The organism is Streptomyces sp. NPDC058697 (genome assembly GCF_042715345.1).
GTDB classification, from domain to species: Bacteria; Actinomycetota; Actinomycetes; order Streptomycetales; family Streptomycetaceae; genus Streptomyces; species Streptomyces liliifuscus.
In genome coordinates, this window is sequence record NZ_JBHXSU010000018.1 from 134,817 (window position 1) to 155,279 (window position 20,463).

Below are 20,463 nucleotides of genomic sequence, written 5' to 3' on the forward strand. Positions count from 1 at the left end.
CACCGGACCCACCACGGCCAGTTCGACACCGGACGCACCACGGCCAGTTCGACGGTGGTCCCACCATGGTCAGTTCGGCGGTGGACCCACCATGGACAGTTCGGCGGTGGACCCACCATGGTCAGTTCGGCGGTGGACCCACCATGGTCAATTCGTCGGTGGACCCACGACGGTCGGCTCCAGCGCCGACCTCACCAAGCCCGGTCGGCCGGCCGACCGGCCGACCGGCCTGCCGACGACGCCCCCTCAGCCCGCCTTCGCCTCTCCCCCGCCGTACAGCACCCGCCGCAGCGACTCGTACGTCACCCCGTGGTCGGCCAGGACCTCCGCGGGGACGCCGGGGCGGGCGGTGAGGGCGAGGAGAAGGTGCTCGTCGCCGATGTACCGGTCCCGCTGGGCGAGAGCCATCCGCAGGGACTCCGTGAGAAGGTCCTTGGCCCCCTGGGCGAAGGGCCGATGCCCGCCGACGAGCCCCGACAACCAACCCCTGCCCCGCCCGGTGCCCGTCCCGCCGCGGGCCCGCAGCGCGCCCTCGCCATGGGCTTCTTCGACCCGGGAGACGATCTCCGAGACGTCGATGCCCAGCCCGGAGAGCGCGTCCGCGTCGGCGCGGGAGAGCCCGCCGCGACGCCGCGCCTCGGCCAGTGCCTGCTCGACGGACTCCTTGCGCTCCGCGAGCCCCAGTGACATGAGGGCGAACGACGCGCGGCTGGCCTCACGGTCGAGCAGGGCCAGCAGTACGTGCTGTTCCTCGACCGTCTCCGCGTGCAACCGCTCGGCGTGGTCGACCGCGCCGAGCACCACCGCCCGGGCGTCCTTGGTGAACCGTTCGAACATCACTGCCTCCCGTACTTCTTGTGCACGGCCTGCCTGCTGACACCCAGTTCCGCGGCGATCTCCTGCCACGACCAACCCTGATTGCGCGCACTGCGCACCTGAACCGCTTCGAGCTGCTCCAGCAGCCGCCGCAAGGCGGAGACGGCCCGCAGCCCGATCCGCGGATCACGGTCGCCCGCGCGCTCGGCGAGATCCGTTGCTTCGGTCATGATGTCAACTTAGATTGACACGCCCTCGATTGTCAACCACGGTTGACGCTCAAGGGCGTGCAAGACCAAGAGCGCGGGCAAGACCCGCGCCCAGCCAGGAACGGCATCAGGGGGTGTTCAGAACGACCTTGCCGAAGAGCTCACCGGACTCCATCCGCTCGAAGCCCTCGCGGGCGCGGTCCAGCGGGAGGACCTCGTCGATGACGGGACGGACACCGGTGGCGGCACAGAAGGAGAGCAGGTCCTCCAGCTCGTCCTTCGTGCCCATCGTGGAGCCGACGACCTTGAGTTCGAGGAAGAAGATCCGGGTCAGTTCGGCGTGCGAGGGGCGGTCGCCGCTGGTGGCGCCCGAGATGACCAGGGTGCCGCCGGGCTTCAGGGACTTGACCGAGTGGGACCAGGTGGCGGCGCCGACCGTCTCGATGACGGCGTCCACGCGCTGGGGCAGCCGCGCCCCGGACTCCACGGCCTCCACGGCTCCCAGTTCGAGGGCCCGCTTGCGCTTGGCCTCGTCGCGGCTGGTCGCGAAGACCCGCAGACCCGCGGCCTTCCCGAGCGCGATCGCGGCGGTGGCGACACCGCCTCCGGCGCCCTGGACGAGAACCGAGTCGCCGGGGCGTACACCGGCGTTGGTGAAGAGCATGCGGTACGCCGTCAGCCACGCGGTGGGCAGACAAGCCGCCTCTTCGAAGGAGAGCTCCTTGGGCTTGGGCAGGACGTTCCACGCGGGTACGGAGACCTGCTCGGCGAAGGTGCCCTGGTACCGCTCAGTGAGGATGGAGCGCGGTTCCTTGGGGCCGACCCCGTGTCCCGTCTGCCCGATGACAGAGTGCAGTACGACCTCGTTGCCGTCCTCGTCGACGCCGGCGGCATCGCATCCGAGGATCATCGGCAGCTTGTCCTCGGCGAGCCCCACGCCACGCAGCGACCAGAGGTCGTGGTGGTTCAGGGAGGCGGCCCTGACGTTCACGGTCGTCCAGCCGTCCCGGGCTTCGGGAGCGGGCCGCTCCCCCAACTCGAGGCCGTTCAACGGCTGGTCCCGGTCAATACGAGCAGCGTAGGCAGCGAACATGCCTCGACCCTAGGCTCCACCGCCCTCCCGACGGAACCACGTCCCCCTGTGACGCGTGTCCCGCCGGGCGGGTGGGTGATGGTTGGCACGACCGATCAGGTGCGGGTCGCTGAGGGCTGGCCGCGCAGTTCCCCGCGCCCCTGGGTGAGAGAGGGTTGGCGTGACCGGCCCAGTGCGGGTTGTCAGTGGCTGAGCGCGCAGTCCCCGCGCCCCTAAAAGCAAAAGGCCGGGCGCAACCCCCCGCTTTCAGGGGCGCGGGGAACTGCGCGACCAGCCCCCACCGACCCGCACCCACCCAGAACCCTCCAGCCCCTCCCCCACACACCACCCACCCAGCCGAACCCCCGAGCAAAAAATCTCCACGCACAAAAAATCCGGGCCCCGCCCACCAGGACGGGACCCGAACCGCACAGCCGGCCCAACAGTCGGCCGAACAGACCTACCGTCGAGCCACACCCTCAGCCCGAGCAGCCGCGGCAACCGCGGCAGTGACGGCGGGAGCAACCCGCTCGTCGAACGGCGACGGAATCACGTAGTCCGCGGCAAGGTCGTCCCCGACGACCGAAGCCAACGCCTCCGCCGCAGCGATCTTCATCCCCTCGGTGATCCGAGAGGCCCGCACCTGAAGCGCCCCGGCGAAGATCCCGGGAAACGCCAGCACGTTGTTGATCTGGTTCGGAAAGTCCGACCGCCCGGTGGCGACGACCGCCGCGTACTTGTGGGCGACATCGGGATGCACCTCGGGATCCGGGTTCGCCATGGCGAAAACGAACGCACCCTCGGCCATGGACGCCACGGCCGGCTCCGGCACCGTACCGCCGGAAACGCCGATGAAGACGTCGGCCCCGGCGAGCGCGGACTCCAGCGAGCCGGACAGCCCCGCCTTGTTGGTCATGGCGGCCAGTTCCCGCTTGACCGGCGTCAGGTCGTCCCGGTCCGTCGACACGATGCCCCTGCGGTCGGCGACCGCGACATCCCCGAGCCCCGCCTCAAGCAGGAACTTGGCGATCGCGACCCCGGCCGCACCCGCGCCCGAGATGACGGCCCGCAGCTGCCCGAGGCTCCGCCCGGTCAGCCGCGCGGCGTTCCGCAGGGCCGCCAGCGTGACGACGGCCGTGCCGTGCTGGTCGTCGTGGAAGACCGGAATGTCGAGCCGCTCCTGCAGCTGCCGCTCGATCTCGAAGCACCGGGGCGCCGAGATGTCCTCCAGGTTCACGCCGCCGAAGGACGGCGCGAGCCGCACCACGGTCTCGACGATCTCGTCGACGCCGGTGCAGGCGAGCGCGATCGGCACGGCATCGACCCCGCCGAACTGCTTGAACAGGATCGCCTTGCCCTCCATCACGGGGAGGGAGGCCTCGGGCCCGATGTCACCGAGCCCGAGCACGGCGGTGCCGTCGGTCACGACGGCGACCACGGACGACTTCCACGTGTAGTCGTGGACGAGCTCCGGCTGCTCCGCGATGGCCGTGCAGACCTTCGCGACGCCGGGCGTGTACGCCAGGGACAGGTCGTCCTTGTCACGGACGGGCACCGTGGCCTGCACGGCCATCTTGCCGCCGCGGTGCAGCGCGAATGCCGGGTCGAAGGAATCGAGGGGCTCGGCCCCTCCTTCCTGATCCGTACTGCTGTCGCTGCGAGGATTGACGATCTCCGCTGCCACTTTGTTTTACCCCTTAAGTCTTAATGGTTGAGGGTCTCCGCTCCGGGTGAGGAGCAGGCGGGCACCACATATGTCCCAGATGACGGTTACGTACGCATACGTACGGGTCATACGCGACGGGCGCGCCGCACACGCGCCCTGAGCCCCGGATGAGGGGTGTAAGGAACCTTCTTACCGGACGGACCGCATCGCAGACGAGTCCATGGCGCGAAGGTCACACACCGACGACGGAAGGCCGCACACCGGAGGACCGCGAGCCGAATACGGGCCGAATACCGGCCGGATACCGGAGAGTGAAGGTCACATACCGGTGACAGGACTCATGGTCGAATATGCCGAACGCGCCCATTTGGCGAACAATCCACCGATGCGCACCGAAGCACCGCGTACGCGGAGAAGCAGTCGCCCGTTTCGCCCAGTACACCGAAGATCTTCCGGTCGTGACGGGGGGTTTTCCGCACAAGATCCGGCTTCGACGGACCGACTCGGTCCGGTTCGGGGGTCACCCGTTATCCGATTTTGACATGGCGGGCACCCTGAAGGCGCGAGTCCGAATGGCAAGATGCCGTAATCACACGAGGTCGCGACACCCGAAGGTGTGTGTTCTCGTCGACCCATCGGCTACTGCCGACCCATCGGCAACTCCACCCACCCGCCGGAGGAACCCACCATGACCGCAAGCTCCACCCGTCGTACGACCGCCGCGCAGTCCCGGATAGCCGCGGTCGGTGCGATCGCGGTCGCAGGCGCCCTGCTGCTCACCGGCTGCGGTGACCAGACCGAGGACAAGGACAGCGGCAGCTCGAACACCGCAGACTCCAGCGCGGCCCCGCTCGCCGACCAGCTGCCCAAGGCCATCCGCGACAAGGGCGTCATCAAGGTCGGCTCGGACATCGCCTACGCGCCCGTCGAGTTCAAGGACGAATCGGGCAAGACCGTGGGCATCGACCCCGACCTCGCCGACGCCATGGGCAAGCAGCTCGGCGTGAAGTTCGAGTTCGAGAACGGCACGTTCGACACCCTGCTCACCGGCCTGCGCTCCAAGCGGTACGACATCGCGATGTCGGCGATGACGGACAGCAAGGACCGCCAGGAGGGCATCGACGCCGACACCGGCAAGAAGGTCGGCGAGGGCGTCGACTTCGTCGACTACTTCACCGCGGGCGTCTCGATCTACACCAAGAAGGGCGCCGACCAGGGCATCAAGACCTGGGACGACCTCTGCGGCAAGAAGATCGTGGTGCAGCGCAACACCGTCTCGAACGACCTGGCCAAGGCCCAGGCCAAGGAGTGTCCGGCCGGCCAGAAGCTCACCATCGAGGCCTTCGACAACGACCAGCAGGCCCAGACCCGGCTGCGCGCCGGCGGCGCCGACGCCGGTTCCTCGGACTTCCCCGTCGCGGCGTACGCGGCGAAGACCTCCGGCGGCGGCAACGACTTCGAGGTCGTCGGCGAGCAGGTCGAGGCCGCCCCGTACGGCATCGCGATCGCCAAGTCGAACACCGAGCTGCGGGACGCCCTGCAGGCCGCGCTCGACGCGATCATCAAGAACGGCGAGTACGACAAGATCATCGCAAAGTGGGGCGTCGAGGCCGGCGCCGTCAAGGAAGCCGCCATCAACGGCGGCAAGTGACCGCGTTCCCAGCGGCGCTGAAAGGCAACATCCGTGACTGTTGACATCGACAAGACGGCCGGTCCCGAAGACACTCCCCCGGGCGGACCGGAGGCCATCAAGGCCATCCCGGTCCGCCACTACGGGCGGTACATCTCGGCCGTCATCGCGATCGCGATCTTCGTCTCGATCATCTACGCGTTCGCCCAGGGCAAGATCAACTGGGACGCCATTCCGGACTACTTCTTCGACGACCGCATCATCAAGGGCGTCGGCCAGACGATGCTCCTCACCGTCCTCTCGATGGTGATCGGCATCGTGGGCGGCATCCTGCTCGCGGTGATGCGCCTGTCGAGGAACCCGGTGACCTCGTCGATCGCGTGGTTCTACATCTGGTTCTTCCGCGGCACCCCGGTCCTGGTCCAGCTCGTCGTCTGGTTCAACCTGGGCCTGGTCTTCGAGTACATCAACCTCGGTCCGATCTACAAGGACGAGTGGTCGAGCTTCATGACGCCGTTGCTGACGGCGCTCCTGGGACTCGGCCTGAACGAGGCCGCGTACATGGCGGAGATCTGCCGCGCGGGCCTCCTGTCGGTCGACGAGGGCCAGACCGAGGCCTCGCACGCCCTGGGCATGAGCCACGGCAAGACCCTGCGCCGGATCGTGATCCCGCAGGCGATGCGCGTGATCGTGCCCCCCACGGGCAACGAGGTCATCAACATGCTCAAGACGACCTCGCTGGTGTCGGTGGTCCAGTTCTCCGAACTCTTCCGGTACGCCCAGGACATCGGGCAGACCTCCGGCGCACCGGTGGAGATGTACTTCCTGGCCGCCGCCTGGTACCTGGTCCTGACCTCGGTGCTCAGCGTCGGGCAGTACTACATCGAGCGGTACTACGCCCGCGGTTCGAGCCGTTCGCTGCCGGCCACACCGTTCCAGAAGATCAAGGCGAACATGCTGTCACTGTCCAACCGCTCGGGGGGAGGGGCCAAGGCATGAGCACCGACATGACGAAGAGTGCGACCGCTGCGGGCTCCGGTACGCCCATGGTGAAGGCCGAAGGCGTCCACAAGTCGTTCGGCCCCGTCGAGGTCCTCAAGGGCATCGACCTCGAGGTGAAGCCCAGCGAGGTCTTCTGCCTCATCGGCCCCTCCGGCTCCGGCAAGTCGACGTTCCTGCGGTGCATCAACCACCTGGAGAAGGTCAACGCCGGGCGGCTGTACGTGGACGGGGAGCTGGTCGGCTATCGCCAGAAGGGCGACAAGCTGTACGAGCTCAAGGACAGCGAGGTCGCGCTGAAGCGGCGGGACATCGGCATGGTGTTCCAGCGCTTCAACCTGTTCCCGCACATGACGGCGACGGAGAACGTCATGGAGGCGCCGATCCAGGTCAAGGGCGTCAGCAAGGCGCAGGCGCGGGAGCGTGCGGCGCAGCTCCTTGAGCGGGTCGGTCTCGCCGACAAGGCGGCCAACTACCCCTCGCAGCTCTCCGGTGGCCAGCAGCAGCGGGTCGCGATCGCCCGGGCGCTTGCCATGGACCCGAAGCTGATGCTGTTCGACGAGCCGACCTCGGCCCTCGACCCTGAGCTCGTCGGCGACGTCCTCGACGTCATGCGCGACCTCGCCGAGTCCGGCATGACGATGATCGTCGTCACCCACGAGATGGGCTTCGCCCGTGAGGTCGGCGACTCGCTGGTCTTCATGGACGAGGGCGTGGTCGTCGAGTCCGGCAACCCCCGGGACGTCCTGACGAACCCGCAGCAGGAGCGAACACAATCGTTCCTGTCAAAGGTGCTTTAGCCGTCCGCCGGTTCAGCCGGTTCGGTTTGCTCAGCTGGTTCGCGGAGGGGCGGTACGGATTTCCGTACCGCCCCTCCGCGTTCGCCTGCCACCGGGCCGACAAGACGTCTGCGGGCCGGCGGGGGCTGATCGCGCAGTTCCCCGCGCCCCTGAAAGCGGGTCTACGCCCCAGCTTCCGACCCTCCCGATACTCACCTTTCAGCCAACCCAGCATTAACTTCTCAGCCCGTCCGACGCTTGAGGCAAGCCCATTCAGGCCGATCTCCACCCACCCCCGGTCAACCCACCCACCCGACCAGCCCCGCACGACCCAGCCCGCCCGGCGCTTGAGGACAAGGCCGTCCAGGCCGATCCCCGCCCACTCCCGGTCAACCCACCCACCCCCATCAGCCCCCACTCACCCCTCAGCCCGTCCGGCGCTTGAGGACAAGGCCGCCAGGCCGATCCCCGCCCACTCCCGATCAACCCACCCACCCCATCAGCCCCCACCCACCCCTCAGCCCGTCCGGCGCTTGAGGACGAGGCCGTTTAGGCCGATCAGCGGGGGTCTGGGGGCGGCAGCCCCCAGGGATGGGACGGGTAGGGGCGGCGGGGGCGAGAGAAGCCTGCTACTTGACGGCCAGGACCAGCGCGTCCGACGGGGAGCGCCAGACCGCACGGGCCTCCGCGAAGCCCTTCTCGCGCAGCACGCGCGCGTGCCACTCGACGGACGGCGTGTCACCGTCCGCATGCTCGCCGTAGATCTCGAAGCGACGAGCCGTGGGCTCGGCAAGGACAGGATCCTGCCCGGCAAGCTGCCACCAGTCCGCCCAGTCGAGAACCCCGCCGGCCTTGGCCTCGTCCATACGGCCATGCCGCTGCGCACGATCCGCCGCATTGATCCGCGGAGTCGTCTCGTCGATCATGTGGTCCGCGTTCATGAACACCCCGCCGTCGCGGACGAGTTCCGCGACCTGACCGTAGAGGACCGCGAGGGGTTCCCTGTGCAGCCAGTGGAGAGCGGTGGCCGTGAGGACGGCGTCGTACGAGTCGTACGGCAGCGTCGCCGGCCAGTCGGGGTCCTTGAGGTCGGCCGTGACGAAGGCGACCCGGTCGTCGCCCTCGAAGGTGCCCCGGGCGATGGTCAGCAGCGCGGGATCGAGGTCGACGCCGGTACTGACGGCCTTCGGGAACCTTTCGAGGAGGCGGGCCGTGATACTTCCCGTACCGCACGCGAGGTCCAGGACACGCGGCTCGGGGCCCACGAGGGCCTCGACCATGTCGAGCATGACCCGGAACCGCTCCTCACGGTCCGGCATGTACCACTCCTGCTGCCGGTCCCAGCTCTCCTGCCAGGCAGCCCAGTCGGCTCCGATGTCGGTCGTCATGGATACCCCTCTCCCCTCCAGCGTGTAATACCCTGGAAGTGCAATTAGCCATTACCTGTCCAAACCACGACGATAGAGTGCCTCCGTAAGGACTACAAGTGGAACTGGCCTATTACTCGGACTACGCCGTACGACTCGTCAACAGCGAGGAACCGGCCCGGGGCAAGGACGCGCTCACCTCGGTCGAGGCCATCCGTGACCTCTTCGGCGGCAACTCGTCGGCGGCCCGCCGCGCCACGGACGCGGACGTGACCCGCTTCCGCGGCGTACGGGCCCGGCTGCGCGCGGTCTTTGAGGCGGCCGACGGCGGCGACGAGACCCTCGCCGTGGACCTGTTGAACTCGCTGCTCCTGGAGTTCCCGGTGAGCCCGCAGATCTCCGGCCACGACTTCCGGGACGACGACGGCCGCCCGCTGTGGCACATGCACCTGGCGGACCACCCGTCGAACGCGACCGCGGGGTACGCCGCGACCGCCGCGATGGGCCTGGCCTTCCACCTCACGGAGTACGGCGTGGACCGCCTGGGCCTGTGCGAGGCAGCGCCGTGCCGCAACGCCTACCTCGACACCTCGACGAACCGCTCCCGGCGCTACTGCTCGGACCGCTGCGCGACCCGGGCGAACGTCGCCGCCTACCGGGCCCGCAAACGCCTGGAGGCGGACCGGTCGGAGAGCACCGGCCTGGCGGCCGACAGCACCCAGCGCGCCACCGCGAACGGCGAGCGCTGACCCTTCTTCGGCGGCCGGTACCGGAACCGGACCTTCCCGAGGACGAGCTCCTCGGGCACGGTCCCGTAGTCGGTACTGTCCCCACCCGCGTACGCGTTGTCGCCGAGCACCCACCAGCCTCCCTCGCGCCGCTCGGCCGCGCGCTTGACGACCAGCAGGTCCTGCTGGAACGGATGACGCAGCACGACCACGTCACCGGGCCTGACCCGGGCCCCGTACTGCACGACGAGGAGGTCCCCGTGCTGCAGTGTGGGCACCATGGACGGCCCCGTCACCTCGGCCGTACCGAAGGGCAGGGCGGCCCTTCCACGCTCGGTCTCCTGCGACAGCTCCGGCATCACCGGCACCTCCCCGGTCCATCCTCCACGAGTCCCAGTCTCACCCTGGACTTTTGTCCTAAGCCCATGGGGGCACTCGCGAAAACCCGTCCCTCACGGAGTAATGTCCCACCTGAGAAGACGATCACGAGGAAGGACAGCTCAATGCTCTCCCGCCTGTTTGCCCCCAAGGTCCAGGTCAGCGCACACTGCGACCTGCCCTGCGGTGTGTACGACCCGGCCCAGGCCCGCATCGAGGCGGAGTCGGTGAAGGCCGTGCAGGAGAAGATGGCCGCCAACGACGACCCGCACTTCCAGGCTCGCGCCACCGTCATCAAGGAGCAGCGCGCCGAGCTCGCCAAGCACCACGTCTCGGTGCTCTGGAGCGACTACTTCAAGCCCCCGCACTTCGAGAAGTACCCGGAGCTGCACCAGCTGGTCAACGACGCCCTCAAGGCCCTCTCGGCCGCCAAGGGCTCGACCGACCCGGCCACGGGCCAGAAGGCGCTGGACTACATCGCCCAGATCGACAAGATCTTCTGGGAGACCAAGAAGGCGTGACCCAACGCCTTCCGTTTTCGCGGTGGAGGGGCCCGGCCAATGCCTTGGCCGGGCCCCTTCCGCGTTCCGCTTCCCGGCCACCGGCCGGTCGGAACCCGCGCCGAGGGGGCAGCCCGACGGCCGTCCGGGCAGGTTGACCGGCCACGAGCCAGGGGCGCTGTCGGTGGGCCGTGGCATGCTGAAGGGCATGAACACGGAAGATCTGGTCCGGCTGCGCAAGGCGCGCGACCGGATGGACCGTGAGTACGCCGAGCCGCTGGACGTGCCCGCGCTCGCGCGTACGGCGCTGATGTCGGCGGGCCACTTCCAGCGCAGCTTCCGGGCGGCCTTCGGCGAGACTCCGTACGGCTATCTCATGACGCGGCGCATCGAGCGCGCGAAGGCGCTGCTGCGGCGCGGCGACCTGACCGTCACGGAGGTCTGCATAGCGGTCGGGTGTACGTCACTGGGGTCGTTCAGCTCCCGCTTCACCGAGCTGGTGGGCGAGTCCCCGAGCGCGTACCGGGCCCGGCCGCACGACGCGGGGGCCGCGATCCCGGCCTGCGTGGCGAAGATGTACACAAGACCCACACGCGTCCGGGCATCCGAGCCACCGTCCTGAGGGCCGGGGGGGGTCTGGGGGCCGAGGCAACTGCGGACCGGGGCACCCTCAGGGCAGTGGCGGGCCTCAGGTAGCCAGGCGGGACGCGCGTGCCCGTAGGTAGCGCTGTTCCGGGCGGCTGAGGGTCTTGGCGGCTGCCGACTCGTAGGCGGTGCGGGCGGCCTCGGTGTCGCCGGCCCGTTCCAGGAGGTGGGCGCGGACCGCGTCAAGGCGATGGCCCGTCGACAGCTCCCCCTCCAGGGAGGCGAGTTCGGCGAGACCGGCCTCCGGACCGTGGGCCATCGCGACGGCCACCGCGCGGTTGAGGCGTTCCACGGGACCGGGGACCAAGCGGACGAGGATGTCGTAGAGGCCGAGGATCTCCTGCCAGTCGGTGTCGTCGGGCGAGGCCGCCTCGTCGTGGACGGCGGCGATCGCGGCCCTCAACTGGTAGGGGCCCAACTGCGGTCGGGCCAGCGCCCGCGTCACGAGGGCCACACCCTCGTCGATCGCCGCCTTGTCCCACAGCGCGCGGTCCTGCTCGTCGAGCGGCACCAGTTCGCCGTGCGGTCCGGTGCGCGCGGCACGGCGGGCGTCGGTGAGGAGCATGAGCGCCAGCAGACCCGTCACCTCGCAGTGGCCGGGCAGCAGCGCGTGCACGATACGGGTCAACCGGATGGCCTCGCCCGCGAGTTCGGCCCGCTGGAGCGCAGCACCGGACGTGGCCGTGTACCCCTCGTTGAAGATGAGGTACAGGACGTGCAGGACCGCCGGCAGCCGCTCCTCCCAGTTCTCGGGGCGGCCGAAGCTCGTGCCCTTCACCTTCTGCTTGGCCCGGCTGATCCGCTGCGCCATGCTCGCCTCGGGCATCAGATGCGCACGGGCGATCTCGGCCGTCGTCAGACCGCCGACCGCCCGCAGCGTGAGCGCGATCCGCGCGGACCGGGTCAGCTCGGGGTGGCAGCAGAGGAAGAGGAGCGTGAGGGTGTCGTCCTCGGACGGCGCGCGGTCGGCGCCGGGCGGCGGGGCCGTGAAGGCGTCGCGCGGAGTGAGCGCCGCCGCCCGCTCCTCGCGCAGCCGCCGCGCCTCCTCACTGCGCAGCACGTCCGTGAGCCGCCGTGAGGCGACCTTGATCAGCCAGCCGCGCGGATTCTCGGGCACCCCGGCCTCGGGCCACTGCCCGGCCGCCGCGAGAAGCGCCTCCTGTACGGCGTCCTCGGCGGCGTCGAAGTGTCCGTACCGGCGCACGAGCGCGCCGAGGACCTGCGGCGCGTGGCGGCGCAGCAGGTCCTCGACCTCGGTCGTACGTCCCGAGGGGTGTCTGGGGGGACGGCTCACACGTCCCCGCTGCCGTCGGGGATCGCGCGGATGACCAACGGGTACTGCTTCGTGCCCTCGGGGACGGGGCATTCGAGGACCCGCGCGGCGATCTCCGTGACCCGCTCCAGGCTGGCGCAGTCCAGGACCCAGTACCCGGCGAGTACTTCCTTGGTCTCGCTGTACGGCCCGTCGGTGATCACGGGCTTCCCGTCCGGGCCCCGCTCGACGAACCGGGCCTTCGCAGGCTCCGACAGACCGTTGGCGTCGACGATCTCCCCGGTCTCGGCGAGGTCGTTGTTGATCGCGCCCATGTGCGCGTACATGGTCTGGATGTCCTGCTCGGTCCAGGTGGGCGCGTCGGCGGAGCCCTTGCCGCTCTGCGCCGCGTAGTCGGCCTGCGTGCCCTGGATCATCACGAGGTACTTCATGAGTCCGCTCCTTCGGTTCGGGCCGCCCGCAGTGGGTGGCTCTCACAGGGGACGTCGGAGCCGGGCCGCGGTTCTCTACAGGCGCGCGAAAAAAACTTTCCCGCAATTTCTCGCGGACCGCCGCAGTCAGGAATCCCGCTCCACGGACGCCTGGTCCGCAGCCGCCTGGCCGGCGACCGCCTGCGGTGCCTCGGGCGGTCCGGGCTCGCTCGCCAGAACGCGCTCCGACTCGGCTTCGGCCTTCTCGTACTCCGCGCACGTGGAGTTCCGGCAGGGGCCCGCGCTCCACAGGGGCACGAAGACCCCGAGGGTCTTGCGCCGACGAACGACCGTGTCCACGGCCTGCTTGCAGACCGGACAGACGTACTCATCGCTGGTCATGTCCCCAGGGTATTGCGGGAGGGCGCGCCCCGACAGGCGGGCGACGAACCCGCCCCGGAATCAGCCCTTCCTGCTGTACGTCCGCACGATCGCTCCGTTCTTGAACGTGCGCACCTCGCCGAGCGTGAACTCGCCGATGGCGAACCCGGAGCCGAACATCGGCATGCCGGAGCCGAGCACGATCGGGTACGTCTTGACGACGATCTCGTCGATCTCGTCGACCAGCTCGCCCGCGAGCCGGGAGCCGCCGCACAGGTAGACACCGAGTTCGCCGTCCTCCGCCTTGAGTTCGCGGACCTTGCCGACCAGGTCGTCGGAGATGATCTCGACGTGCGGGTCGGGCGACTCCTTCAGGCTGCGCGAGGCGACGTACTCGCGCATATGGGCGTACGGGCTGGTGACGCCGATCTCCAGCGCGATGTCGTAGCTGGCACGGCCCTGGATGATCGTGTCGAACTTCTGGTTCGCCAGGTGGTCCGTGCCCGTCGCTTGACGGCCGTGGGTCGGCAACGTCTCCGGGTATTCGGTCCTGAGGAAGTCGAAGAACTCCTCGTCGACCATCTCCACCATCATCTGTGCGTCGCCGCTCGGGTCGCCGATGAAGCCGTCGATCGAACAGGCGATGAAATACGTGAGCTTTCGCAAGCCGGTCTCTTTCCGTAGGATGCGTTAACCACTCCATTCATAGTGCTTCACCTGTAGTGGTTGCAAGGGGATTTCCGAGGATCTCCCGTACGGGACTGAAGTAGGAGAGGGGATTCCGCATGGCGAGCAATCCGGAGCGCCGGGCCGCCCTGGTCGACGCCGGTGTGGAGGTGCTGGCGCGCGAGGGGGCGCGCGGGCTGACGTTCCGCGCGGTGGACGGTGAGGCCGGGGTGCCGGTGGGCACGGCCTCGAACTACTTCAGCGGCCGCGACGACCTGCTCCGCCAGATCGACGCCCACCTCCACGAACGCCTCGCCCCGGACCCCGAGGTCCTGGCCGAACTCATGAAGGCCCCCAAGGACCGCGCCCTGGTCACGGCGTTCATGCACGACCTCATGGCCCGCGCCCAGCGCGACCGCACGGGCTATCTGGCCCTGCTGGAGATGCGCCTGGAGGCCACGCGGCGCCCCGAACTCCGCGCCTCCTACACGAAGACGATCCGCGCCGACCTCGAATACGGCATGGAGTTCCACCGCGGGGCAGGCCTCCCCGGCGGCGACGAGACGGTGACGGTCCTCTACCTCGCCATGCTCGGCCTGATCCTGGAACACCTGACCCTGCCGGGCGTCCTGGAGGGCGTACTCCCGGGAGTGACCGTCCCGGACGGCCTGGTGGAACGAATCGTGGCGACGATCGTGCCGGCCGGGGGCGACTAGGGCCTGCCCGACGGCTGGGCGGACGGGGGCGCCCCATCAGGGGCGCGGGGAACTGCGCGACCAGCCCCCACCGGCCCGCAGACTACAAACCGACAGCCCCGCGCTGCGGTTCACGCAGCGGTTCACCCAGCGGTTCACGCCACATGGGCCACATCAGCGGCCCGGCCGGAAGCTCAAGCGCGCTCCCCGTGAATTCGAACCCGAGCCGCTCATAGAGCCCCCGGCTGCGCGCACTGCTCGCCTCCAGATACGCGGCGACACCTTCACCGTCACACCGGTCCAGCACATGCTGGACAAGCGCCGAACCGAGCCCCTCCCCCTGCCGGCCCGGTGCGACGGCGATCATCCAGAGGTACTCGTGGGCCTGCCCCTCCGGGTGGATCCCGGCGGTCAACCGGCCTATCAGCTCGACCCGTTCGTTCTCGGGATCGACGTCCTCGCGCAGTTGGGCGGGCCCGTCCTCGTCGTCCTCCTCGGCAGGCTCCGCGGGCATCGAAAGCCACAGCGCGCAGGCCGAACCGTCCTCCGTGACGTCCACGTACCCCTCGGCGAGCACGCCGTCGACGAAGGCCCCCATCAGCAGCGGGTGCGTCCGCCGCCGGTGTTCCGCGTCGGGGAAGATCCAGCTGCTCACCGGGTCGTTCTGAAAGGCCTCGTCGAGCAGTCGTGTCACGGCCTCCCGATCATCCTCGCCCGCTCTTCGGATCGCCACGCCCATAGCCCGCCCCTTTGGCTCAACTGCCCATGCCCACTCGGCCGTTGCAGCCTAGCGATCACTTCGGCAGAAGGCGACGGGCCCCGCACACCGTGGGGATGCGCGGGGCCCGCCGGAACCGGAACCCCTCCGCCTCACCGCGTTGTCAGGCACCGCGCGGCGAAGAGGGCCCCGGAGTCTCGTACCCATTACGGCCGACGAACGCCGCACCGCTCAGGGTGGAGTGGCAAAAGTGAAGCAAGGGTGGAAGTGAGTCGGAGACAGGCGGCGTTGAGACGGGCCGGACGGGAAGTGGGCCGAGCCGGGAACGCCCCCTGTCCCCCGTCCCTGCTCTGCCCCACCCCCACCCCCGCCCTCACTCCGGCCCCCGACGCCGTGCAGCTTCGGCTGCCGCGTCCCCGCGGGCACCGCACGGCATCGGCCCCTGGTCTCTACATACGCGCCGCCCTTCGATCACCCGTCACTCGTCGCACCCGACCTAGCCGTCCTGCCCGTCTCACTGGTCGCTCCAATCGCTCCCGATCGCCCACCGCCTACGGCCTACGGCCCGAACTCACGTGCTCCGCCGCGTCACGAACTCCGCCAGTGACAGAAGCCCTCCCGCCGCCTCCGGATCCGGGACGGCCCGGGACAGGTGCTGCAGGGACCTGGCCATCCGGTCGGCGGCCTGGACCTGGGCCCAGTCGCGCCCGCCCGCCCGCTCGACGGCGAGGACCGTACGCTCCAGGTCGCCGTCGCGGTACGGAGCCCGGTACAGCTCGGCCAGTTCGGCCGCGGCCGGTGTGCCGGAGGCGAGCGCGGCGACCACGGGGAGGGACTTCTTGCGGGCCATGAGGTCCGCCCCGGCCGGCTTGCCGGTGCGGCTCGGGTCCCCCCAGATGCCGATCACGTCGTCGATGAGCTGGAAGGCGAGCCCGGCCTCCCGCCCGAACGCGTCGAGGGCGTCGATGTCCTCCTCTCCGGCCCCCGCGTACAGCGCCCCGAGCGCGCACGCGCAGCCGAGCAGCGCCCCCGTCTTGGCCTCGGCCATGGCGAGCACCTCGTCGAGCGTGACGTCGTCGGGACCGCGACGCTCCATCGCGGTGTCCGTGTGCTGGCCCGCGCACAGTTCGACGACGCAGCTCGCGAGCCGCGCGGCCGCCGCCGAGGACGCAGGATGCGGATCCTCGGCGAGCAACTGGTGGGCCAGCGCCTGCAGGGAGTCCCCGGCGAGAACCGCGTCGGCGTCCCCGAACACCGCCCACGCCGTCGGCCGGTGCCTGCGGGTCGTGTCCCGGTCCATCACGTCGTCGTGCAGCAGGGTGAAGTTGTGCACCAGCTCCACCGCGGCGGCCGCCCGTACGGCCGTCTCCTGCTGTCCGCCGAGCGCCCTGACCGCGGCCAGCACGAGCGCGGGCCGGATCGCCTTGCCCGAGTTCCCCGCCGCCGGGCTGCCGTCCGCGTGCTCCCACCCGAAGTGGTAGAGCGCGATACGACGCAACGGGCCTGGCAACGACTCGACGGCCCGGCGCAGTTCGGGGTCGACCGACGCACGGGACCGCTCCAGGATCCCAGTGGCCTCCTGCCCGTCGGGCGAACCCCGCCGCCCGACGGGCACGCCACCAGGCACCGGCCCTCCCCGCGCTTCCGGTTCTTCGGCTTCTTCCGGTCCTCCTACGGCCGGTAGCGGGCTCTGTTGCGTCTCCGTCATGAGCCCACCCATGGATCCGCCTCGCAGAGTGCGCGGACAGTGGCCGTGGCGGTTCCGCCGGCGACGGGCTCGTACCCCCTCGGTCCTCCGACGACAGGCGCGTACTCCCTCGGTCCGCCCCCACCGGCGGACGGGGACACGGCGCGCGCCGTACGGGACGTCACCTCCAGCGGCCGATCTCGACGTTCTCCAGGACCCCGAGCGCGTCGGGCACCAGGACCGCGGCCGAGTAGTACGTCGTCACCAGGTACGACATGATCGCCTGCTCGCTGATGCCCATGAACCGCACGGACAGGCTCGGCTCGATCTCGTCCGGGATGCCGGCCTGCTGGAGCCCGATGACGCCCTGGTCGGCCTCGCCCGTACGCATGGCGATGATCGAGGTCGTGCGGGCCTCGGTGACCGGGATCTTGTTGCACGGGAAGATCGGCACGCCGCGCCAGGTGGGAATGCGGTTGCCGCCCATGTCGATGGTCTCCGGGACGAGCCCCCGCTTGTTGAGCTCGCGGCCGAACGCGGAGATCGCGCGCGGGTGGGCGAGCAGCAGCCTGGTGCCGCGCCGCCTGGTGAGCAGCTCGTCCAGGTCGTCCGGGCTGGGTACGCCGTCGTGCGGCTGCAGCCGCTGGTCGTACTCGCAGTTGTTGAGCAGCCCGAACTCCCGGTTGTTGATGAGCTCGTGCTCCTGGCGCTCCTTCAACGCCTCGACCGTGAGCCGCAACTGCTGCTCGGTCTGGTTCATCGGCTGGTTGTAGAGGTCGGCCACGCGCGTGTGGATGCGCAGCACGGTCTGGGCGACGCTGAGTTCGTACTCGCGCGGTGCCGCGTCGTAGTCGACGTACGTCCCCGGGATGGCCGGCTCTCCGGTGTGGCCGGCGGCGAGGTCGATCTCCTTCTCGCCGTAGTTGTTGGCGCGCTGCGTGGGAATCGCGCGCAGTTGTTGCAGGTGCTCGCGCAGGGATTCGGAGCGCTCGGCGATCTGGTCGAGGTCCTGGCGGGGCAGCGCGAGGACCGTACAGGCCGTGACCGCGCGGGCCGTGTACTCCCAGATGGCCTCCGGATCGATGATCGCCTGCTCACCGAAGTAGGCGCCGTCGGCGAGGACGCCCAGGACCGCGTCGTCCCCGTACGGACCCGTGCCGATCTTCTCGACCTTGCCGTGTGCGAGCAGGAACACCTCGTCGGCCTGGCTGCCGAAGGAGGCGAGGACGTCACCCGGGTCGAACTCCCGCTGCTGGCAGCGCTGGGCGAGCTCGGCGAGCACCTCCGGGTCCTCGTACGTGCGCAGTGCCGGCAGTTCGCCGAGCTCCGCGGGAATGACCTGGACCCGGTCACCGGTCTTCACGAACGTCACGCGACCGTCGCCCACCGAGTAGCTGAGCCTGCGGTTCACGCGGTATGTGCCGCCCTGCACGTTCACCCACGGCAGCATGCGCAGCAGCCATCGTGAGCTGATCTCCTGCATCTGCGGTGCGGACTTGGTGGTGGTGGCCAGGTTCCGCGCCGCGGATGTGCCGAGACTCTTCTGCGGCTGATCCTGGTCCGCGCGGATCTCTTCGCCTACCGACATGAAATTGCCCTCCCCATCGTGCAATGAGCTGCGCCGAGAACACTTCCATCACGGACCGTGCCGGTGCTATTACACGAAAGAGCGGGAATGGATCTTCGAAAGCCGGGCATAACGGAGGGTCCCGTCCAGGCCGACAGATCCTGGCGACCGCCCGCCCGGCGCCGTGGATCTTCCCAATCACTTCCCGATCACTTCCCGAACGGGAACTTCAAGATCGGGCCGCCCGTTGAACCGGCAAAACGGACGAACGACTACGGACGAACGACTGAGGAGAAGGCAATGGCAGGCTTCCTGGACCGCGCCAAGGAACAAGCACAGCGCGGCCTCACGCAGGGCAAGCAGAAGCTCGACGACGTCCAGGCACAGCGGGCGGGCGCCGATCTGTTGAAGAGCCTGGGCGCGGCCTACCTCGCGGAGCGGCGCGGCAGCGGCTCTCCGCAGGCCACACAGCAGGCCCTCCAGGCCGTGGAGAGCCACATCGCGACGCACGGGGACGGTTTTCTGCGCGCCTGAGGTCCGCCCGTGCCGCTGACCGGATCGGCTCGCACGCCGTGCGAAGAAGTGGCTCCGACCGGAGAGATCCGGGTACAAGCTGCGGTACGAGACGGCCGCATTGGGTGGCCGTCGCGGCCTGTAAGGAGGCGGTCATGGCCCCACCCATGTCCGCGGGCAGCTTTCTGAGCCGGCTCAAGGCGGAAGGGCTCACCGTCGTCGAGGTCGGCGACTGGGAGCATCACAACCGCAATCACAAGGGCCCGTGGGGCCCGGTCCACGGCGTGATGATCCACCACACGGTGACATCGGGAAGTCAGCGCACGGTGGAGATCTGCCGTGACGGCTACAGCGGCCTGCCCGGCCCGCTGTGCCACGGTGTCATCACCAAGGACGGCAGAGTCCACCTCGTCGGCTACGGCCGTTCCAACCACGCGGGTCTGGGCGACGACGACGTCCTGCGCGCGGTCATCGCGGAGAAGGCCCTCCCGCCGGACAACGAGGCGAACACCGACGGCAACCGCCACTTCTACGGCTTCGAGTGCGAGAACCTCGGCGACGGCGAGGACCCCTGGCCCGAGGCTCAGCTCGACGCCATCGAGCGCGCCGCGGCGGCGGTCTGCCGCCACCACGGCTGGACGGCACGCTCGGTCATCGGCCACCTGGAATGGCAGCCGGGCAAGATCGACCCCCGCGGCTTCACGATGGCGGCCATGCGAGATCGCATCCACGAACGACTGAAGTAGCGCCGTCGTGGCGGGCCCGCGCCGCCGTGCCCCTGCCCCGCTCGGACGCGTGTCCGACAATGGGTGCGTGATCAGCCCCGAGACCCCCGAAGCACTCGGCCTGGGCGCCCTGCGGCCGCGGCTGCCGTCCCCGGTGCGGGAGGCCGTGGACGAGCGGTTCGCGCGGCGCGGAGTCCGGCTGCTGCTCAAGCGGGACGATCTGATCCACCCGGAGCTGGTCGGCAACAAGTGGCGCAAGCTGGCCCCGAACCTGCGGGCGGCGGCGGGCCGCACGGTCCTCACCTTCGGCGGCGCGTACTCGAACCATCTTCGGGCCACCGCCGCCGCGGGCCGCCTCCTGGGTCTGCCCACCATCGGCGTGGTCCGCGGCCAGGAGCTCGCCGACCGCCCGCTCAACCCGTCCCTGGCCCAGTGCGCGGCCGACGGCATGCGATTCCACTTCGTCGACAGATCGACGTACCGCCGCAAGAGCGAGCCGAAGACCCTGGTCACGCTCCTTCGCTCGTGCGCCGCCGAGGACGCATACGTGATCCCGGAGGGCGGCAGCAACTCCCTTGCCGTCCTGGGCTGCCGGGCCCTCGGCGAGGAGCTGCGGGACCACGGCGGTATCGACGTGGCCGCGGTGGCCTGCGGCACGGGCGGCACCTTCGCGGGCCTGGCCGCCGGCCTCGGCCCGGGCGGGCGCGCCCTCGGCATACCCGTCCTCAAGGGCGGCTTCCTCGACGCGGAGATACGTACGCTCCAGGACGAGGCCTTCGGCGGCCCGTGCGGCGACTGGTGGCTCGACGACCGCTTCCACCTCGGCGGTTACGCCCGTACGCCACCCGAACTCGAAGCGTTCGCCGCCGACTTCGAACAGCGCCACGGCCTGCCGGTGGAGCGTCTCTATGTCGCCAAGTTGCTGTACGGACTTGTCGCCCTCGCCGAGGAAAACGCGTTCCCGCGCGGGACGACGATCGCGGCGGTCGTCACCGGCAGTCCGCATCCCCGGCCCGCCGACCGGTTCTAGGCGCACTCC

Annotated in this window: 23 protein-coding genes; 10 read left to right on the forward strand and 13 right to left on the reverse strand. The window is 69.7% G+C overall.

The window, feature by feature from the left end:
* Positions 1-246: 246 nt before the first annotated feature.
* The 4 genes from ACFWXQ_RS33395 to ACFWXQ_RS33410 all read right to left on the reverse strand — a co-directional run bounded on the left by ACFWXQ_RS33395 (position 247) and on the right by ACFWXQ_RS33410 (position 3,781).
* Positions 247-837, reverse strand: a complete 591-nt coding sequence (locus ACFWXQ_RS33395; RefSeq protein WP_383947920.1) for a Clp protease N-terminal domain-containing protein — start codon at positions 835-837, stop codon at positions 247-249.
* Positions 837-1,046, reverse strand: coding sequence for a helix-turn-helix domain-containing protein (locus tag ACFWXQ_RS33400; protein ID WP_010984411.1), 210 nt, complete (start codon positions 1,044-1,046; stop codon positions 837-839). Before ACFWXQ_RS33400 ends, ACFWXQ_RS33395 begins: the two co-directional genes overlap by 1 nt.
* A gap of 106 nt (positions 1,047-1,152) precedes the next feature.
* Positions 1,153-2,118 carry a zinc-binding dehydrogenase gene (locus tag ACFWXQ_RS33405; protein ID WP_362086417.1) on the reverse strand — a complete coding sequence of 322 codons (966 nt, stop codon included), beginning with the start codon at positions 2,116-2,118 and terminating at the stop codon, positions 1,153-1,155.
* Positions 2,119-2,557: 439 nt separating this feature from the next.
* Positions 2,558-3,781 (reverse strand): NADP-dependent malic enzyme, encoded by a 1,224-nt coding sequence (locus tag ACFWXQ_RS33410; RefSeq protein ID WP_383947924.1) that lies wholly within the window; start codon positions 3,779-3,781, stop codon positions 2,558-2,560.
* A 670-nt stretch (positions 3,782-4,451) separates the two neighbouring features.
* Between ACFWXQ_RS33410 and ACFWXQ_RS33415 the strand changes: the two genes are divergently transcribed.
* The 3 genes from ACFWXQ_RS33415 to ACFWXQ_RS33425 are packed head-to-tail and all read left to right on the forward strand — an operon-like array spanning position 4,452 to position 7,192.
* Positions 4,452-5,414, forward strand: a complete 963-nt coding sequence (locus ACFWXQ_RS33415) for an ABC transporter substrate-binding protein (RefSeq protein WP_383947926.1) — start codon at positions 4,452-4,454, stop codon at positions 5,412-5,414.
* Positions 5,415-5,447: 33 nt separating this feature from the next.
* Entirely contained in the window at positions 5,448-6,392 is a 945-nt protein-coding gene (locus ACFWXQ_RS33420) for an amino acid ABC transporter permease (protein WP_383947929.1), read from the forward strand.
* Positions 6,389-7,192 carry an amino acid ABC transporter ATP-binding protein gene (locus tag ACFWXQ_RS33425; RefSeq protein WP_383947932.1) on the forward strand — a complete coding sequence of 268 codons (804 nt, stop codon included), beginning with the start codon at positions 6,389-6,391 and terminating at the stop codon, positions 7,190-7,192. Before ACFWXQ_RS33420 ends, ACFWXQ_RS33425 begins: the two co-directional genes overlap by 4 nt.
* Positions 7,193-7,800: 608 nt before the next feature.
* Here ACFWXQ_RS33425 and ACFWXQ_RS33430 read toward each other — a convergent pair.
* Positions 7,801-8,559 (reverse strand): class I SAM-dependent methyltransferase, encoded by a 759-nt coding sequence (locus ACFWXQ_RS33430; RefSeq protein ID WP_383949056.1) that lies wholly within the window; start codon positions 8,557-8,559, stop codon positions 7,801-7,803.
* Positions 8,560-8,657: 98 nt separating this feature from the next.
* Here ACFWXQ_RS33430 and ACFWXQ_RS33435 point away from each other — a divergent pair, with 98 nt between their 5' ends.
* Positions 8,658-9,287: a CGNR zinc finger domain-containing protein gene (locus tag ACFWXQ_RS33435; protein ID WP_383949053.1), complete on the forward strand. Its 630-nt coding sequence runs from the start codon at positions 8,658-8,660 to the stop codon at positions 9,285-9,287.
* Here ACFWXQ_RS33435 and sodX read toward each other — a convergent pair.
* The gene (gene sodX, locus ACFWXQ_RS33440; protein ID WP_200395911.1) at positions 9,191-9,625 is read right to left on the reverse strand and encodes a nickel-type superoxide dismutase maturation protease; all 435 of its coding nucleotides are present in this window, start codon (positions 9,623-9,625) and stop codon (positions 9,191-9,193) included. The two genes, ACFWXQ_RS33435 and sodX, sit on opposite strands and share 97 nt — an antisense overlap.
* Positions 9,626-9,769: 144 nt before the next feature.
* Here sodX and sodN point away from each other — a divergent pair, with 144 nt between their 5' ends.
* The gene (gene sodN / locus ACFWXQ_RS33445; RefSeq protein ID WP_200395912.1) at positions 9,770-10,165 is read left to right on the forward strand and encodes a superoxide dismutase, Ni; all 396 of its coding nucleotides are present in this window, start codon (positions 9,770-9,772) and stop codon (positions 10,163-10,165) included.
* Positions 10,166-10,352: 187 nt separating this feature from the next.
* Positions 10,353-10,766 (forward strand): helix-turn-helix transcriptional regulator, encoded by a 414-nt coding sequence (locus tag ACFWXQ_RS33450; RefSeq protein ID WP_383949048.1) that lies wholly within the window; start codon positions 10,353-10,355, stop codon positions 10,764-10,766.
* Between the two features lie 66 nt (positions 10,767-10,832).
* Here the strand turns inward: ACFWXQ_RS33450 and ACFWXQ_RS33455 are convergent, their stop codons facing one another.
* The 4 genes from ACFWXQ_RS33455 to ACFWXQ_RS33470 all read right to left on the reverse strand — a co-directional run bounded on the left by ACFWXQ_RS33455 (position 10,833) and on the right by ACFWXQ_RS33470 (position 13,519).
* Positions 10,833-12,083, reverse strand: a complete 1,251-nt coding sequence (locus ACFWXQ_RS33455; RefSeq protein ID WP_383949046.1) for an RNA polymerase sigma factor — start codon at positions 12,081-12,083, stop codon at positions 10,833-10,835.
* Positions 12,080-12,493, reverse strand: a complete 414-nt coding sequence (locus ACFWXQ_RS33460) for a YciI family protein (RefSeq protein WP_383949044.1) — start codon at positions 12,491-12,493, stop codon at positions 12,080-12,082. The genes ACFWXQ_RS33455 and ACFWXQ_RS33460 overlap by 4 nt, the downstream gene beginning before the upstream one ends.
* Positions 12,494-12,619: 126 nt before the next feature.
* Positions 12,620-12,874 (reverse strand): hypothetical protein, encoded by a 255-nt coding sequence (locus tag ACFWXQ_RS33465; protein ID WP_383949041.1) that lies wholly within the window; start codon positions 12,872-12,874, stop codon positions 12,620-12,622.
* Between the two features lie 60 nt (positions 12,875-12,934).
* Entirely contained in the window at positions 12,935-13,519 is a 585-nt protein-coding gene (locus tag ACFWXQ_RS33470) for a dihydrofolate reductase family protein (RefSeq protein WP_383949038.1), read from the reverse strand.
* A gap of 119 nt (positions 13,520-13,638) precedes the next feature.
* On the opposite strand from ACFWXQ_RS33470, the gene ACFWXQ_RS33475 reads away from it, so the two are divergent.
* Entirely contained in the window at positions 13,639-14,235 is a 597-nt protein-coding gene (locus tag ACFWXQ_RS33475) for a TetR/AcrR family transcriptional regulator (RefSeq protein WP_383949036.1), read from the forward strand.
* Positions 14,236-14,317: 82 nt separating this feature from the next.
* Here ACFWXQ_RS33475 and ACFWXQ_RS33480 read toward each other — a convergent pair whose 3' ends face one another.
* From ACFWXQ_RS33480 to ACFWXQ_RS33490, 3 genes are all read right to left on the reverse strand, one after another.
* The gene (locus ACFWXQ_RS33480) at positions 14,318-14,953 is read right to left on the reverse strand and encodes a GNAT family N-acetyltransferase (RefSeq protein ID WP_383949033.1); all 636 of its coding nucleotides are present in this window, start codon (positions 14,951-14,953) and stop codon (positions 14,318-14,320) included.
* Positions 14,954-15,503: 550 nt separating this feature from the next.
* A complete protein-coding gene (locus ACFWXQ_RS33485) occupies positions 15,504-16,652 on the reverse strand; it encodes a family 2 encapsulin nanocompartment cargo protein polyprenyl transferase (RefSeq protein WP_383949031.1) in 1,149 nt (382 codons plus the stop codon).
* A 148-nt stretch (positions 16,653-16,800) separates the two neighbouring features.
* Positions 16,801-18,207 carry a family 2B encapsulin nanocompartment shell protein gene (locus ACFWXQ_RS33490; RefSeq protein WP_200395921.1) on the reverse strand — a complete coding sequence of 469 codons (1,407 nt, stop codon included), beginning with the start codon at positions 18,205-18,207 and terminating at the stop codon, positions 16,801-16,803.
* Positions 18,208-18,486: 279 nt separating this feature from the next.
* On the opposite strand from ACFWXQ_RS33490, the gene ACFWXQ_RS33495 reads away from it, so the two are divergent.
* The 3 genes from ACFWXQ_RS33495 to ACFWXQ_RS33505 all read left to right on the forward strand — a co-directional run bounded on the left by ACFWXQ_RS33495 (position 18,487) and on the right by ACFWXQ_RS33505 (position 20,454).
* Positions 18,487-18,720 carry a hypothetical protein gene (locus ACFWXQ_RS33495; RefSeq protein WP_383949028.1) on the forward strand — a complete coding sequence of 78 codons (234 nt, stop codon included), beginning with the start codon at positions 18,487-18,489 and terminating at the stop codon, positions 18,718-18,720.
* A gap of 134 nt (positions 18,721-18,854) precedes the next feature.
* Entirely contained in the window at positions 18,855-19,445 is a 591-nt protein-coding gene (locus ACFWXQ_RS33500) for an N-acetylmuramoyl-L-alanine amidase (RefSeq protein ID WP_186001135.1), read from the forward strand.
* A gap of 67 nt (positions 19,446-19,512) precedes the next feature.
* Positions 19,513-20,454, forward strand: a complete 942-nt coding sequence (locus ACFWXQ_RS33505; RefSeq protein ID WP_383949025.1) for a 1-aminocyclopropane-1-carboxylate deaminase/D-cysteine desulfhydrase — start codon at positions 19,513-19,515, stop codon at positions 20,452-20,454.
* Positions 20,455-20,463 lie beyond the last annotated feature (9 nt).